We start from the raw sequence: 14,603 nt of genomic DNA, 5'->3' as shown, positions 1-14,603 counted from the left end.
GGGGAAAGTAATGAAGTGTACACCGGCGCTTACAGAACCGGGAGACAGGCGCAGGACAGAGACAGCTACAGTTCAGGCCAGATCGGATGCATCCCGCGTCGCTGAGCGTCGAGAATCGCCTTGCACAACGGACACAGCCGCTCATCGGTCAAGGCCTGCTGCTCGACCCCCGACCAGCGTGGCTGCGCCGGGAGCAAGGTGCCGCACAAGGTACGATCGATGGAGCCGCCCAGCTCCAGTTGTCGCGCAATCAGATGCACCCTGACTTCCTGGCACGCGAACAGATCGAGCTGTTCATCGGGCTCGATCATTTGATAGGCATATAGGGACCAGGCGGGACGCGGCATGGGGGGCTCCAGATAGGGGGCGCCACATTAGCCGAAAGACCCCGCCTAGAAAAGCCTCAAAGCAGCGGTTTCAGGCTCGGCCAGACATTATCAAGCAGCATGGGTTGTGCCTTGGCGTTGGGGTGAAGCCCATCGTCCTGCATCAACGCAGCCACACCACCTACACCTTCAAGCATGAAAGGCACCAACGGGATGTCGGTTTCCTGAGCAACCTTGGGGTACACCTCGGCAAAGGCCGTGGTGTAACGAGGGCCGTAATTGGGCGGTATCCTCATCCCCAGAAGCAGCACCTTGGCACCGGCCCCCTTGGACTGCTGAACCATGCTCGTAAGGTTTTGTTGCAATTGGGCTGGCAGTTGCCCGCGCAGCCCGTCGTTGCCGCCCAATTCGAGAATAACCAGCTCGGGCTTATGCTCTGCAAGCAGCGTAGGCAGCCGCGCCAGGCCTCCGGCACTGGTGTCGCCACTGATCGACGCATTGACGACTTTATCGGTGTGTCCCTCGCTGCGCATGCGCTGCTCGAGCAGGCTGACCCAGCCGACACGGGTATCCAGGCCGAAAGCCGCGCTGATACTATCTCCAACGATCAATACCGTGCCCGCCACTGCCCCTTGTGACAGCAGCAACAAACCCAGGCCAGCACTTAAAAACCACGCACGCATCGGACTCTCCATGAGTGAAAGTATTCTCAGTGCTCAAAGCCTCAGTAAAGTGGTCCCCAGCACCGAAGGTGACCTGACTATCCTGCACGAACTCTCTCTGGAACTAAACAAGGGAGATACGCTGGCCATCGTTGGTTCCTCAGGTTCCGGCAAATCGACGCTTCTGGGCCTGCTGGCCGGGCTGGATCTTCCCAGTGCCGGTGCCGTGACCCTTTCGGGACGCAACCTGAGCCAGCTGGATGAAGATCAGCGCGCCAGGGTTCGTGCCGAACACGTCGGCTTCGTCTTCCAGTCGTTCCAGTTGCTCGACAGCCTCAATGCCCTTGAAAACGTCATGCTGCCCATGGAGCTGGAAGGCCGGAAGGATGCACGTGAAAAAGCGCGCAGCCTGCTGGAGCGCGTCGGTCTGGGCAAGCGCCTGACCCATACGCCGCGCCAGTTGTCCGGTGGCGAACAGCAACGGGTCGCGATTGCACGCGCCTTCGCTGCCGATCCGGATGTGCTGTTCGCCGACGAACCGACCGGCAACCTGGACAGCCACACGGGCGAACGCATCAGCGATCTGTTGTTCGAGTTGAACAAGGAGCGCAATACGACGCTGGTACTGGTCACCCATGATGAGCGCCTGGCCCATCGTTGCCGACGCCTGATCCGTCTTGAAGGTGGGCGTCTGGTCGCCCCTCTGGAGCCTTGATGGCACGCCTGCCCTTTGTTCGCCTGCTCAGCCTTGCTGCCCGACAACTGCTGCGCGATGCCCGCGCCGGCGAGTTGCGGGTGTTGTTCTTCGCGCTGCTGGTCGCTGTAGCCGCCAGCACCGCCATCGGCTACTTCGGCGCACGCCTCAATGGCGCCATGATGCTGCGGGCTACAGAATTCCTCGGGGCCGACCTGATCCTCGAAGGCTCAAGCCCTGCCCGCCCGGAACAGATAGAAGCGGGCGAGCAGCTCAAGCTCGACCACGCGAAAATCGTGCTGTTCTCCAGCGTAATCGCTACCGATAGTGGTATTCAGCTCTCCAGCATCAAGGCAGTGGATGACGTCTACCCGCTGCGTGGCGACCTGAAAAGCGCTCCCGACCTCTACCAGCCTGAACAGATCGGTAACGGTCCCGAACCGGGAGAAGCCTGGGCCGAGGCACGACTGCTGCCGGCGGTAAACCTGAAGATCGGCGACAACATCGATGTCGGCTCCAAGACCTTGAAGCTGACCCGCATCCTCACCTACGAGCCTGATCGCGCCGGCAACTTCTACAGCCTGACGCCACGGGTGATGATCAACCTGCAAGACCTTGCCGCCACCGGTGTCGTGCAACCGGGCAGCCGGGTCGAGTACCGGGAAATGTGGAGCGGGCCTCCCGAGGTTCTGGCGGCCTACCGTAAAGCCATAGAGCCAGGCCTTGAACCTCATCAGGAAATCAAGGACGCCCGGGACGGCAGCCAGCAGATCGGCGGCGCACTGGGCAAGGCCGAGCGTTACCTGAATATGGCGAGTCTGGTGGCCGTACTGCTGGCCGGTGTCGCGGTCGCACTCTCGGCATCGCGCTTCGCCGCCCGACGCTTCGACTCCAGTGCGCTGTTGCGTTGCCTGGGCCTGTCCCGTGGCGAAACCATGACCCTGTTCAGCCTGCAACTGGCGATCATCGGCCTGCTGGCCAGTTTGAGTGGAGCCTTGCTGGGCTGGCTGGCGCAACTGGGCCTGTTTGCCCTGTTGCAAAATCTCTTGCCGGCCACCGTACCCGCTGGCGGTCTGCTGCCCGCCGTTGCCGGGATCGGTACCGGTCTGGTCGCATTGGCCGGCTTCGCTCTGCCGCCGCTGGCAGCCTTGGGCCGCGTACCGCCATTGCGCGTATTGCGCCGGGACATGCTGCCGATTCCGGCCAGTTCCTGGCTGGTCTACGGCGCGGCCTTGCTGGCGCTTGGTCTGATCATGTGGCGTCTGAGCCTGGATCTGGTCCTGACCTTCGCCCTGCTGGGTGGCGGCATCGTGGCCGCGCTGGTGCTGGGCAGCCTGTTGCTGCTGGCGCTCAAGAGCCTGCGTCGCCTGCTTTCCGGTGCCTCGCTGCCATGGCGGCTGGGGCTGGGCCAGTTGCTACGCTATCCATTGGCCGCAGCCGGTCAGTCGCTGGCATTCGGGCTGATCCTGTTGTCCATGGGGCTGATAGCCCTGTTGCGCGGTGAATTGCTCGACACCTGGCAGAACCAGTTGCCCAAGGACGCACCGAACTATTTCGTGCTCAACGTCCTGCCTTCCGAGAAAGAAAACTTCGCCCAGACCCTGAGCCGCCTGTCGACCCACTCTGCCCCGCTCTACCCTGTGGTGCCGGGCCGTCTGGTGAACATCAACGGCGAACCGGTCGGCAACTTCGTGACCAAGGACTCACGCGGCGAAAATGCGACCCGCCGCGATCTGAGCCTGACCTGGGCGGCCGATATGCCCGAAGGCAACAGGCTGACTGCCGGTAACTGGTGGGCACCTGCCACTGCTGCTGACGCCAAGCCTGGAGTCTCGGTGGAAGCCAAGCTGGCAGACAGCCTTGGAATCAAGCTGGGGGACAACCTGAGCTTCATCGTCGGCGGCCTGACTCGCGAAGCCGTGGTCACCAGCCTGCGGGACGTGAATTGGGATACCTTCCAGCCCAACTTCTTCATGATCTTCCAGCCCGGCACCCTCACCGACCTGCCGACCACTTACCTGACCAGCTTCTATCTGCCGCCCGGCCAGGACAAGCAGATCGTCGAGCTTTCCCGTGCCTACCCGGCCATCAGCATCCTGGGCGTGGAAGCCCTGCTGGCTCAGGTGCGCAGCATCCTCGATCAAGTGACCCTGGCGGTGCAGTTCGTGCTGCTGTTCGTGCTGGCAGCCGGCATTGCCGTGCTGTTCTCGGGCTTGCAGGCGACTCTTGATGAGCGTATCCGCCAAGGTGCCTTGCTGCGCGCCCTGGGGGCCGAACGCAAGCTGCTGATCAAGTCTCGCCGCATCGAGTTCGGCCTGCTTGGCGCAGCCAGTGGCCTGCTGGCCGCGCTGGGCTGCGAACTGGTCAGTCTGGTCCTGTACCGCTACGCCTTCGATCTGGCCTGGCAACCGCATCCATGGCTGTTGTTGCTGCCACTGATCGGTGCCCTGCTGGTGGGCGGCGCCGGTGTGTTCGGTACACGTCGCGCCTTGAATGCCAGCCCGCTGACGGTGCTGCGCGAGGGTTGAGACCCTTCGCGACTGAATTCGCTCCTACACAATCTGCGTAGGAGCGAATTTATTCGCGAACATTATTGGCCGTAAAAAATCTCATTGATCCACCACAACACCTCTCCGCCAGGTGTCTGCACCACCGCCTCGTCGCCCACTTCCTTTTTCAGCAGCGCACGAGCCATGGGTGAGTCGATGGAGATGTAGTCGTTGCGACCGTAGATCTCGTCATACCCCACGATCCTGAATTTCTTGATCTCTCCCGCCTCGTTTTCAATCTCGACCCAGGCCCCGAAAAAGATTTTGCCTTCCTGCTCGGGGGAATAGGCGACGACCCGCACATCCTCAAGCCGCTTGCGAAGGTAGCGAACCCTGCGATCGATCTCGCGGAGCAGTTTCTTGTTGTACTGGTAGTCGGCATTTTCACTGCGATCCCCCAACGACGCCGCCCAGGTGACTTTGCGGGTGGTATCGGGACGCTTTTCTCGCCACAGGTAATCCAGCTCCTTTTTCAGAGCCTCATGACCTTCCGTTGTAATGATGTTTGTAGGCAAAAGAGGAATCTCGCAGGCAGTGTTTGCAGCGGGGGTAGGGAAACAGAGGGGGATGATAGTAGAAGTTGCAGGCTGCAGGCTGCAAGCTGCAAGCTGCAAGCAAGAGCAGGAAGGAGCAGGCCTTTCAGTATCTGGTGACTGAAAGGCCTGTGAAGCTTACCTGGCGAACTGGAAGCGGCCGACCACGGTGCGCAGTTCGCTGGCCAGTGATGACAGTTCGTCCGCCGTCACTGCGTTATCGTTCACACCGTCCATGACCACCAGACTGCTGTTGCGTATGCCTATGACGTTACGGTTGATGTCCTCAGAAACCGAGTGCTGTTGTATGGCTGCACTGGCGATCTGGGTATTCATGCCAACGATTCCGTCCACGGCTTCGTTGATCTGTTTAAGGGTGCCTGAAGCCTGCTCAGAAGCATCGAGACAGGCATGGGCACGGTCCTGACCGGCTTTCATCTGCTGCACGGCTTCGTCGGTAGCGCCTTGCAGTTGCTGAATGATGCGGCGGATTTCCTCGGTGGAGTTCTGTGTGCGTGAAGCCAGAGTGCGCACTTCGTCTGCCACCACGGCAAAGCCTCGGCCCTGCTCACCTGCTCGCGCCGCTTCAATGGCCGCGTTCAGGGCCAGCAGGTTGGTCTGGTCAGCGATGGTGCGAATCACTTCGATCACGCCGCCGATTTCCATGCTGTGGGTGGCCAGGGCTTCGACTTTTTGCCCGCTGATTTGCACTTCATTGACCAGTGCTTCGATGGTTGCACGGGTTTCACCCATGACTTGGAGGCCTTTGGCCGAAGCATTACTGGCTGCTTCGGCGGCACTGGCAGCACCTTCGGTGTTGTGCGCCACGTCGGCCACGCTGGTGGTCATTTCGTTGATCGCCGTGGCGACCTGCTCCGTCTCGGCCTGCTGGGCATCCATGGATTGCTTGGCCTGGCTGATCGAGCGCTCCAGACGTTGTGCGGACTCGGAGACGGAATGCGAACTGCGCTCGACCTGGCTCAACGAATGGGAGAACGCTTCGACCATGCTGTTCAGGCCTGTGCCGACATCCCCGATCTCGTCACGACTGCCAACCTGCACCCGTGCGCTCAGGTCGCCTTGAGCAATGCGTGCAGTCACGCTGAGCAGTTCTTCCACGGCGCTGCGCAACGCATTGTAGATGCCTGCAAAGGCATACAGCAGCAAGACACCGAGAGCGACGAACAAGCCGATAAAGAACAGACGCTCATTGTTACGGTCATGAAGGCGCGTTGCGAGCTGGCCCTGCAACGAAGCCTGCATCTGCTCCTGAGCCTTGTAGAACTGCGCGACCACGGCATTGCCACGCTCGCCCAGAGTATTGGCGCTTGCGTTCGGGCTCTTGCTCGGGTCCAGGTAGTCCATGAGGTCGCGATTCAGGTTTTCCAGATCGGTAAAGGCCACGGTGACGGGTTGCTCCACCACATCGGCAAGTTCCGGCTCCTCACGACGCAGCAGACGCAGGCTCTGCTGCAACTCCTGACGGATCTGGGCTTCCTGCTTCATCAGGTTCAAGGCAAAGGCACGAGTGGTTTCGTCAACCTGACGGTCAACGCTGAAACCGTTGGCCAGACCACGAATCTGCCCGACCACGTTGATTTGCCGCGGCAGTCGCAACGTGCTCAGGTCGATCAGGAACAGCGAGCCATAGTCTTCATCCAGAATCATTCCCGAGGTGGCCGAGATGTAATAGATGAAGCCCAGCACGTTGGTCAGTTGATCGTTCCAGGCGCTGAAAATAGCCAATGGTTCCGCGCCGGGGGCCTTGGCGCGCTCTATCAGTTCACGGGTGTCGGCACGCAGTTTCTGCACCCGACCGGCTGTTTCCAGTTGCTGGCCGACCTTGGCATCCAGAGTTGCCAGGTCGTTGAACGCTTGCTCAAGCTTCTCGGCATTGCGAGCGACATCGGCTTTGGCGCTTTCATTGCCACTGAGCATGCTGTGGGTCAGCGCACGTTGCATCATGGACATTCGCAACACGGGGGTAACATCCAGCAGGTAATGCTGGCCCACTTGTTCATGACTCAAGGTATCGATGCTGGTGTTGAGTGTCTGCATGACTCGGGTACCGAGAAAAAGCAGAGGTATGAGGACAATAATTCCCAGGATAAAAAACTTCATGGGAAAACGGACTCGGTTTGTTACGTAAACGGCAGGAGTCAAAATATTCATCGGGTTCTCGTCCACTAAATTATTAGCGACAACCGTTCAGCGCCCTCTTGAGACGATCCCTTTCTCGTTTATGTTGAATTATTTATTCGAAAAATCGGTACGTCAGGCTTTGTACGAAAAGTCGGTGAGCTGCAATAGACAATGCAAAGACAGGCAATGAGTGGCCGGAGTCACGCTCTGGTTCCCGCGCACCAAAGCGTTGTAGGGGATTTACAGTGCAGAACCAGACTGAAACGCCTTATACCGTAGAAGCGAATTTATTCGCGAGACGTTATTGATGGAGATAAATTTGCTTTGGATATACGTGCGTCTCGCGAATTGATTCGCTCCTACCCGGTAATTCCATTTAATTGATGAGCAAGTGGCCCGGTTTGTATTAACCCAGTGTAATCAGGCCCTGTCGGGCAATCCGTGTCAGATCATGAATCATCTGTTCGACATTGCCGGCATCGGGTGTCTGGATCACGGCCAGGTCGAACTGGTCGTTGGCATAGTGAGCCAGCGATTGGGTCGTATCGGCAAATTGAATAAGAAAGGCACAAGAGCCGCCGCGACGCCGTGGCCAGCCGTCCAGATAACGCAATAACGTCGGCTGATGCGAACCACCCAGCAGGATTTTAGGATTCTTGCGGGACAGCACGGTAGTGATCGGGGACAGGCGAGCGAGGGGGCGCAGGTTGTTCATGGTGTCTTGTCTCAGCCTCGGATGGTCCGCTGGGCAGCGGTGGGAGGCAACACCGAACCAACGTTTTAGCGGTATTTCGACAAGGTCTGTGCCTTGCCTGGCGCCCCGCAAGTAGTTGTTAAATCGGCGCCTGGTCAGCATCCTAGAGAAGCCGCTGGCTAATTGTCAAATGCCATCAGCAAGAAAGGCCCGCCTTTCACAAGGCGAGCCCTTCTTGATGCGCATGCCGCTCTTCACTTGGCGATAGCGCGATCCACCGACAGTTTGCCTGCGCCTTCGATCAGGATTGCGATAGCACCGCCGAGCAAGGCCAATGCGAACTCATAGCCATTGTTGGACATGAACAGGCCATTGCCGATGTGTACCGAGAAAATCGCTACCAGCAGCAATACCGCCAGGCCCAGTGCCGCCGGGCGGGCCAGCAGGCCGATGAGCACGGCCAGACCGCCGAAGAACTCGACACTGCCCGACAGCAGCGCCATCAGGTAGCCCGGATTCAGGCCCTGGCTTGCCATGAACTGCGCCGTACCTTCCAGGCCATAACCACCAAATGCACCGAACAGCTTCTGGCTGCCGTGAGCGATGAAGATGATACCGACGATGATGCGCAATACAGTCAGGCCATAGCCAGCGCGAGTGGAGAGTACAGATTTGATGGTTGCGTTCATGGTGAGTTGTTCCGTTACTGATTAAGTGGGAGTGGCGCCATCATAATCAAATCAACCAATATGAAAATCGCAAAAAACGCTGCATAACAATCGAATTATTCGATCTATCTTCTGATGACGTACTTTTCAGACCCCTCTTTCTCCAGCGCTCCCCTTTCCCGATCAAACGCCAGGTAGTACTTGTTCACGCTGTTCACGAAGCTGACTACACCAGCGCCACCCTGCTCCATGGCGATGCGCTCGGTCTGGAAGAACCACTGATTGGGATTGAGCCCGCGACGACGCGCCTCTTCACGCATGCTCTGCACCCGCTCCGGCCCAAGGTTGTAGGCCGCAAGGACAAAAGCCATGCGCTCACGCTCATTGACCCTGGGGCTGGCGAAATACTTGCTGCGGATCAACGCCATGTAACGCGCACCGGCCTGTACGTTCTTGTCCGCATTCTGGATATCGGAAACACCGACCCGCTTTGCCGCCGACGGAGTGATCTGCAACAACCCCGTGGCACCGCCACTGCCTTTGGCCTGCGGGTCCAGCTTCGATTCCTTGAAAGCCAGCGCTGCCAGGTCCAGCCAGTCCATATTCTGCGCGTCGGCATGGCGTTGCAGCATGGGCCGCAGTTTTTCCAGACGCTGAAGATTGGTGCGCACCAACGGGTTGTTGACCCGATACATGTTCTTGTAGGCCTTCTCGAAGGCCACGTCCTGATTGGCGGAAGGCTTATAGGTCTTGAGGAAGTCATCGATGCTGGCACGCAGCATGGCTGCGTCCTGGCGTACGAACCAACTGATGTCGTCATGGGTGCGCAGCGTCAGGTTTCGGTCCAGACGCAACCTGGGCATGACCCTGGCCCAGCGTTCGGCAATCGGCTGCTCCACCAGTGTCAGGGGATAGATACCCGCCTGGACCATCTCCAGTACATCTTCAACGGCAAGACTGGGATCGACCCACTCGATTCGCACCGGCGCCAGTTTGCGCAATGCCAGCTGCTGATTCACTTGATGCAATGCTTCATCGGCCATGCTGCCAGCGGGCAGGCTCAGGGTGCGCCCTGAAAGCTGATCGACATTCTTGAAGCTGCGCCCGCCCCTGACACCCACCAGAATCAGCGGCACGTCGCGGATGATCGGCTCGCCGGCATTGATACCCTTGGCGCTGGCGGTATCGAGCAGTTCACCGGGCGCGACCAGATCACCCTCGCCACGCTGCAAGGCGGCAAGCAGTTGATTCTTGGCTTTGGGGATGACCTTGAAGGTCACTTTCTGGCCATTGCGTGAATGACCATTGAGGTATTGTTCAAACGCTTGCAGGCGTTGATATTCAATGCCGATTTCCTGCCCCTTGACGTCTCCCGAACTGTTGCGGCTTTGATTGACCAACACCCGCAGCACTTTACTGCTGCGAATTTCCGCCAGATCCCGAACCTGGGTTTTATGCTGCGCAGCCTCCGGACCGGCCTGACGGGCAGCCGCTGACAAAGGCGACAGCGCCATGAGGCAAACGATAGGCAAAAGCAGGGCTCGGACGGTCATTCACTCTCCGGGGAAATGCCAGAAAAGACAGAAAAAAGGGTTGTTCAAGGAAGCGCTATCACTAAAAACGTTAAACCTTTCGGCCTAACCTGCTGAATGCATTGCATTTTCTTTTTATTACCGAAGCTCTGATATCCTCGGCAGCCTTCGGCTGGAGGTAGCACCATGCAACTCATCGACATCGGCGTCAATCTCACCAACGCAAGCTTCGACTCTCAGCGACAAGCGGTCCTCGACCGGGCCTACGCTGCTGGCGTGTCGCAACTGGTCGTCACCGGCACCAGTGTCGAGGGCAGCGAGCAGGCCCTGGAGCTTTGCCATGAACTGGATGAAAGCGCCTTGCAACTCTTCAGCACCGCTGGGGTTCACCCCCATTCGGCGAGCGATTGGACACAGGACACCGAGCAAAAGTTGCTGGCCCTGCTCAAGGAATCTCGCGTGCGGGCAGTCGGTGAATGCGGGCTGGATTTCAACAGGGACTTCTCGCCTCGTCCCCAGCAGGAAAAGGTTCTTGAGGCTCATCTGGCCATGGCGGTGCAGTTGCAACTGCCCGTGTTCCTGCATGAACGGGATGCCAGCCAGCGTCTGCTGGAAATCCTGCGCGACTACCGTGATCGCCTGCCTGCGGCAGTGGTTCACTGCTTTACCGGCGAGCAACGCGCACTGTTCAGTTATCTGGATATGGACCTGCACATCGGCATCACCGGCTGGATCTGTGACGAACGTCGTGGCACCCATCTGCATCCACTGGTCCACAATATTCCTCGTGGTCGCCTGATGCTGGAAAGCGATGCGCCTTACCTGCTGCCACGCAGCCTGCGGCCCAAACCGAAAAACGGTCGCAACGAACCGGCCTATCTGCCCGAAGTCCTGCGGGAAGTGGCTTTGCACCGCAACGAGAGTCAGGATGACCTCGCCAGCCATACCACAGCCTGTGCGCGTAATTTCTTTCGCTTGCCCGATTTCGAGGCTTCAGTGAAAGAAATGTGATGTTACCTTGACCCGCATCAACTGTTTGTTTAATGGCTAAGGCATCGTGATGGCACCTTGCTGCACATCTCTAACGATCAACCAAAAGAAGACCACTTATGGGCTCATTGCTTAGCAACCTCTCACTGAAGTACAAGTTCTGGGCCGTTAACGCGGTCGCTTTCATCACCACCCTGCTCTTGGTGGTGTACGCCGTCGAGCTGGAGCAACAGGCTCGGCAGGAAACCGCCAAAGACGCAGCCCAGGCGCAGGCCCGCCTGATTGCCGCATGGCCCGCCGCGCAGCCTTTGCCCTCCTCCGTCAATACCCTGGTCTACGCGCAGGGCCAGACACCCAGCCTGAAAAACCTGCCATTGCCCGAGCTGAGCAATGCAACGGATTGGGTCACGCTGGACAAACAGGCAGGCGAACAGTCCGTGATCGGCGCACAGGTCGTCAGCCGCGCCGACGGTCAGCGCATCGCCGTACTGGCCGTTGCACCTACTGCCGTGCAGGTGCTCAAGGATCGCTTTGCCAACTACGCCATCGCGGTATTCGTGCTGATGATTGCGATGCTCTGCGCTTCGCAATTGCTGATTCGCTTCATCCTCACCCAGCTCAACACCCTCAAGGATGTGATGCTGCATGTGGAGAAAAGCGGCGACCTGTCTGCCCGCGTCCCCAATGGCAGCGACGATGAAGTGGGCCAGATGGCCAAGGCCTTCAATGCCATGCAGGCGGGCTATCAGCGAGTGGTCAATACCGTTTCGCAGACTGCCACACGTCTGGATGAAGGCGCAGCTCACCTGGCTTCCGGCATGAAGGATGTGCGCCACGGCATGCTCGGCCAGCAAAGCGAAACCGATCAGGTCGCCACGGCGATCAATGAAATGACCGCCACGGTCCATCACATTGCCCAGCACGCCAGCACCACACGGGATCAGTCCCAGACCGCAGACAATCTTGCCGGTGGTGGCAAGGCCGTGGTCGATCGTGTTCAGGTTTCCATTGCCGGGTTGTCCAGCGGTGTGCAGCAGACCGCTCAAATGATCCAGCGCCTGGCCGAAGACAGCCAGAAGATCAATGGCGTGGTCAACGTGATCCACAGCATTGCCGAACAGACCAACCTGCTGGCACTAAACGCGGCCATCGAAGCTGCACGCGCCGGGGAAATGGGTCGCGGTTTCGCGGTGGTTGCCGACGAAGTTCGCAACCTGGCCAAGCGTGTGCAGACCTCCACCGACGAAATCACCAGCATGGTTTCAGATCTGCAAGCCGGAACCCGCGATGCCGTGGACTTCATGCAGGACAGTTCCTACAAGGCCGACGAATGCGTGCAGCAAGCCCAGGAAGCCGGTGAAGCGCTGGCCGCCATTGCCGGCGCCGTGGCGCAGATGCGCGAAAGCAATACCCAGATTGCCGTCGCAGCCCAGCAACAAAGCCAGGTGGCCGAAGAAATGAATCGCGCAGTGGTCAGTATTCGCGATGTCACCGAACGCACCGTCACCCAGACCGTGGACTCGGCTTCCACCAGTGACGATCTGGCCACTCTGGCAGGTGAACTGAGCAAGGCCATCGGCCAACTCAAGCTGTAAAGGCCTATCGGACCGATAGTCAGGCTTGGCTCGCGGACAAACGGAGCCAAGCCTATTCTTCACACATTGAAATATGTATTGAAGAGGACAGCAGTATGGGCAAGCGACTCCCCAATCTCCCCACCTGGCAGTGGCGTGGCTATGCCGACAACCATCAGCACCCGGCCAATCTTGTCCTGCACCTGATTGCCGTCCCGCTGTTTATCCTCGCGGTTCTGTTACTGCTCGATGGCATCTTCTCGCTGAGCTTTTCCTCGATTGCCATCGGCATCATCGGCCTGATCGCAGCACTGGGCTTCCAGCGTCACGGCCACTCGCTGGAAGCTCAGGCACCCGAGCCCTTCAGCGACAGGAACGATGCAGTAAAACGTCTGCTGACCGAACAGTTCGTGACCTTCCCCCGCTTTGTTCTGAGTGGCGGATGGTGGCGCGCCTGGAAGCAAAGGCATCGCAAGTAATTCCTGCGCACCTCCAGGGCTTAGCCAAAAACCGTCACAGTCTGTCGGCTGATAGCCACCAACTCACCATCAGGTGCCCACAGCATCGCAGCGGTATGGCCATAACCATCGCGGGCATGCTCGATCACTGCACGGTAGCTGCACCAGTCGAGTGTGTTCAAGGCGGGTTGTGGCTGGACGAACTCGATGGTCCAGGTCAATGAGCTGCCGGGTGCGGGTTTGCTCAAGTGCGGCAAGAGAGCAGGCGGCCAGGTATCGACCATTCCCAGAATATGCGCATGCGTCAGCGGCTCGGATTCGCCATCAACGCGAAAACGTACGTAACCGCCAATGGCTGGCGACTTTGTATTGCTGAACGGCAAACCACCCAATGCCCAGCGTAACTCCATGAAGCGCAGATACTCAGGCATCATGCCACTGATGAAAGGCAGCGCCGGGCAATGCTCCAATGACTTGAGTTCAGGGGCCGGATCGGCCTCGACCGCAATCACCGACTCACGCGGGGCACCAAAACTGCCCTGCATCAGGGTCATCACCTGCCCGTTCTGCACCGCTCGCCCCAGCACCTGGCTGACCGCCTTGCCCTCACGCAATATCTCCACCTCGAAAGAGATCGGAATCTCTGGCTCGGCTGGCCCGACAAAGGTGATCGCCAGGGAACGTACCGGTCTGTCCTGTGGAACGCGGGCGCTCATGGCTTCGTATTGCAAGGCTGCCATCAGCCCGCCAAAACAGGCACGCCCCTGGGACCATTGAGCCGGGATGGTGACAGACTGTGGGTTGTCGCGAACCGCGTTGAGCAGGTCAGAAAAATTCATGGGCACCCCGGTGTAGGAAAAAGCTGACTGAACAGGATCTTAACGACCCCGTCGCCTGCTGACATACGCCGTATCGGCCATATTTGCGGCCTGAATGACACAGATACCCAGAATCAGAAACAATCTTTGGCCAACCGCTCCAATGCCACTTCGGCTTTACGCTCGGCCCGTACGATACCGATCTGCCAACCTGCAATGCAGGGCGCCAGATCCGCTTCTTGTCCGGCCTGCGCCAGCCACTGCAAATGATCGTGCCAGTTACCCAGTTCGCTCTGGGCAGCCTTGAGCCTGGCTTGCAACTTTTTGGGCTGATGGCTGAGTTGCGGATAAGCCTCGGCGGCGTAACGCACGCGCTTGATGAGCAAACGCAGATCGTGACGGTCATGGCCCGGATCAGCCATGGCAACGCGCAGCTTGTGCCATTGCTTGTCCATGCGTTTCTCGATGGTCTTGCGCAGGTCACCCAAACCACCCTGACGCTCCTGCATGCGCAGCATGGCCGGGAACTGATCGAGCATGGTGAGCAACCGGATCAACTCCGCAGACCTCGCCACCTTCGGGCAGGCCTTTTCCAGATATTCATCGCGCTTGCTGGCCGCTTCGCTCAAGCCTTTTTTCGCAAGAAACGCAGCCAGTACCTGCATGTCGCGCAAGGGCGTCGTCAACTGGCCAACCGCCTTTGCCGCCTCCTCCAGCGGCTCGACACTCGACAGCTCGCGCAACGGACGCAACACACTGCGCAGACGACGTACCGTGGTGCGCAGGTCGTGCAGCGCTTCACTGTCGGTGGATACCGCCACACGTGCCTGGCACGCAATCAACTTGACGTCCAGCGCAATGACTTCGGCGATCAGATGATTCACCATCGACGACATGCCTACCCCCTCTGAAAAAACGGTTTATGAATGATTAATGCCGATCAGCCAAGGCATACCTGTGACT

Annotated in this window: 14 protein-coding genes and 1 pseudogene; 5 read left to right on the top strand and 10 right to left on the bottom strand. The window is 58.9% G+C overall.

The features are described 5' to 3' along the window. Positions 1-65: 65 nt before the first annotated feature. Together ACODS3_RS22830 and ACODS3_RS22825 are read right to left on the bottom strand one after the other, a co-directional pair. Positions 66-347, bottom strand: coding sequence for a hypothetical protein (locus ACODS3_RS22830; protein ID WP_117164303.1), 282 nt, complete (start codon positions 345-347; stop codon positions 66-68). 56 nt (positions 348-403) lie between these two features. Continuing rightward, positions 404-1,009, bottom strand: a complete 606-nt coding sequence (locus tag ACODS3_RS22825; protein ID WP_201020602.1) for an arylesterase — start codon at positions 1,007-1,009, stop codon at positions 404-406. A gap of 10 nt (positions 1,010-1,019) precedes the next feature. Between ACODS3_RS22825 and ACODS3_RS22820 the strand changes: the two genes are divergently transcribed. After that, positions 1,020-1,703, top strand: coding sequence for an ABC transporter ATP-binding protein (locus tag ACODS3_RS22820; protein ID WP_122317868.1), 684 nt, complete (start codon positions 1,020-1,022; stop codon positions 1,701-1,703). After that, positions 1,703-4,210 (top strand): ABC transporter permease, encoded by a 2,508-nt coding sequence (locus tag ACODS3_RS22815; protein WP_489036389.1) that lies wholly within the window; start codon positions 1,703-1,705, stop codon positions 4,208-4,210. Before ACODS3_RS22820 ends, ACODS3_RS22815 begins: the two co-directional genes overlap by 1 nt. A gap of 62 nt (positions 4,211-4,272) precedes the next feature. Here ACODS3_RS22815 and greB read toward each other — a convergent pair whose 3' ends face one another. From greB to ACODS3_RS22785, 6 genes and pseudogenes are all read right to left on the bottom strand, one after another. Continuing rightward, positions 4,273-4,746, bottom strand: a complete 474-nt coding sequence (gene greB / locus ACODS3_RS22810; protein WP_489036387.1) for a transcription elongation factor GreB — start codon at positions 4,744-4,746, stop codon at positions 4,273-4,275. Between the two features lie 156 nt (positions 4,747-4,902). Beyond that, a complete protein-coding gene (locus tag ACODS3_RS22805) occupies positions 4,903-5,613 on the bottom strand; it encodes a methyl-accepting chemotaxis protein (RefSeq protein WP_489036403.1) in 711 nt (236 codons plus the stop codon). A gap of 159 nt (positions 5,614-5,772) precedes the next feature. After that, a pseudogene (locus ACODS3_RS22800) lies at positions 5,773-6,027 on the bottom strand (HAMP domain-containing protein); the annotation flags it as partial. Between the two features lie 1,285 nt (positions 6,028-7,312). Beyond that, positions 7,313-7,621: a class I SAM-dependent methyltransferase gene (locus ACODS3_RS22795; RefSeq protein ID WP_201002467.1), complete on the bottom strand. Its 309-nt coding sequence runs from the start codon at positions 7,619-7,621 to the stop codon at positions 7,313-7,315. Positions 7,622-7,854: 233 nt separating this feature from the next. Next, the gene (locus ACODS3_RS22790) at positions 7,855-8,289 is read right to left on the bottom strand and encodes a DoxX family protein (protein ID WP_201002469.1); all 435 of its coding nucleotides are present in this window, start codon (positions 8,287-8,289) and stop codon (positions 7,855-7,857) included. Positions 8,290-8,393: 104 nt separating this feature from the next. Continuing rightward, complete coding sequence (locus ACODS3_RS22785; protein ID WP_201020605.1) at positions 8,394-9,821, bottom strand: MltF family protein; 1,428 nt, start codon at positions 9,819-9,821, stop codon at positions 8,394-8,396. A gap of 165 nt (positions 9,822-9,986) precedes the next feature. Here ACODS3_RS22785 and ACODS3_RS22780 point away from each other — a divergent pair, with 165 nt between their 5' ends. From ACODS3_RS22780 to ACODS3_RS22770, 3 genes are all read left to right on the top strand, one after another. Next, complete coding sequence (locus ACODS3_RS22780; protein WP_489036384.1) at positions 9,987-10,811, top strand: TatD family hydrolase; 825 nt, start codon at positions 9,987-9,989, stop codon at positions 10,809-10,811. A gap of 98 nt (positions 10,812-10,909) precedes the next feature. Continuing rightward, positions 10,910-12,385, top strand: a complete 1,476-nt coding sequence (locus tag ACODS3_RS22775) for a methyl-accepting chemotaxis protein (RefSeq protein WP_201020607.1) — start codon at positions 10,910-10,912, stop codon at positions 12,383-12,385. Positions 12,386-12,480: 95 nt separating this feature from the next. Further along, on the top strand, positions 12,481-12,843 hold the full coding sequence (locus ACODS3_RS22770; RefSeq protein ID WP_201020608.1) for an Mpo1-like protein: 363 nt from the start codon (positions 12,481-12,483) through the stop codon (positions 12,841-12,843). A gap of 20 nt (positions 12,844-12,863) precedes the next feature. On the opposite strand, the gene ACODS3_RS22765 is transcribed toward ACODS3_RS22770, so the two are convergent. Beyond that, entirely contained in the window at positions 12,864-13,661 is a 798-nt protein-coding gene (locus ACODS3_RS22765) for an acyl-CoA thioesterase (RefSeq protein WP_201002478.1), read from the bottom strand. Positions 13,662-13,774: 113 nt separating this feature from the next. Then, positions 13,775-14,536, bottom strand: a complete 762-nt coding sequence (locus tag ACODS3_RS22760; protein ID WP_236250287.1) for a CHAD domain-containing protein — start codon at positions 14,534-14,536, stop codon at positions 13,775-13,777. Positions 14,537-14,603 lie beyond the last annotated feature (67 nt).

The sequence above is a fragment of the Pseudomonas sp. FG43 genome, from assembly GCF_057809175.1.
This window is presented reverse-complemented; position numbering and strand designations above follow the sequence as displayed.

Excerpts from the sequence above, each read along its gene's own strand:
- ACODS3_RS22830 (WP_117164303.1), bottom strand. The coding sequence starts at position 347 with ATGCCGCGTCCCGCCTGGTCCCTATATGCCTATCAAATGATCGAGCCC.
- ACODS3_RS22825 (WP_201020602.1), bottom strand. The coding sequence starts at position 1,009 with ATGCGTGCGTGGTTTTTAAGTGCTGGCCTGGGTTTGTTGCTGCTGTCA.
- ACODS3_RS22820 (WP_122317868.1), top strand. The coding sequence starts at position 1,020 with ATGAGTGAAAGTATTCTCAGTGCTCAAAGCCTCAGTAAAGTGGTCCCC.
- ACODS3_RS22815 (WP_489036389.1), top strand. The coding sequence starts at position 1,703 with ATGGCACGCCTGCCCTTTGTTCGCCTGCTCAGCCTTGCTGCCCGACAA.
- ACODS3_RS22805 (WP_489036403.1), bottom strand. The coding sequence starts at position 5,613 with ATGACCACCAGCGTGGCCGACGTGGCGCACAACACCGAAGGTGCTGCC.
- ACODS3_RS22795 (WP_201002467.1), bottom strand. The coding sequence starts at position 7,621 with ATGAACAACCTGCGCCCCCTCGCTCGCCTGTCCCCGATCACTACCGTG.
- ACODS3_RS22790 (WP_201002469.1), bottom strand. The coding sequence starts at position 8,289 with ATGAACGCAACCATCAAATCTGTACTCTCCACTCGCGCTGGCTATGGC.
- ACODS3_RS22785 (WP_201020605.1), bottom strand. The coding sequence starts at position 9,821 with ATGACCGTCCGAGCCCTGCTTTTGCCTATCGTTTGCCTCATGGCGCTG.
- ACODS3_RS22780 (WP_489036384.1), top strand. The coding sequence starts at position 9,987 with ATGCAACTCATCGACATCGGCGTCAATCTCACCAACGCAAGCTTCGAC.
- ACODS3_RS22775 (WP_201020607.1), top strand. The coding sequence starts at position 10,910 with ATGGGCTCATTGCTTAGCAACCTCTCACTGAAGTACAAGTTCTGGGCC.
- ACODS3_RS22770 (WP_201020608.1), top strand. The coding sequence starts at position 12,481 with ATGGGCAAGCGACTCCCCAATCTCCCCACCTGGCAGTGGCGTGGCTAT.
- ACODS3_RS22765 (WP_201002478.1), bottom strand. The coding sequence starts at position 13,661 with ATGAATTTTTCTGACCTGCTCAACGCGGTTCGCGACAACCCACAGTCT.
- ACODS3_RS22760 (WP_236250287.1), bottom strand. The coding sequence starts at position 14,536 with ATGTCGTCGATGGTGAATCATCTGATCGCCGAAGTCATTGCGCTGGAC.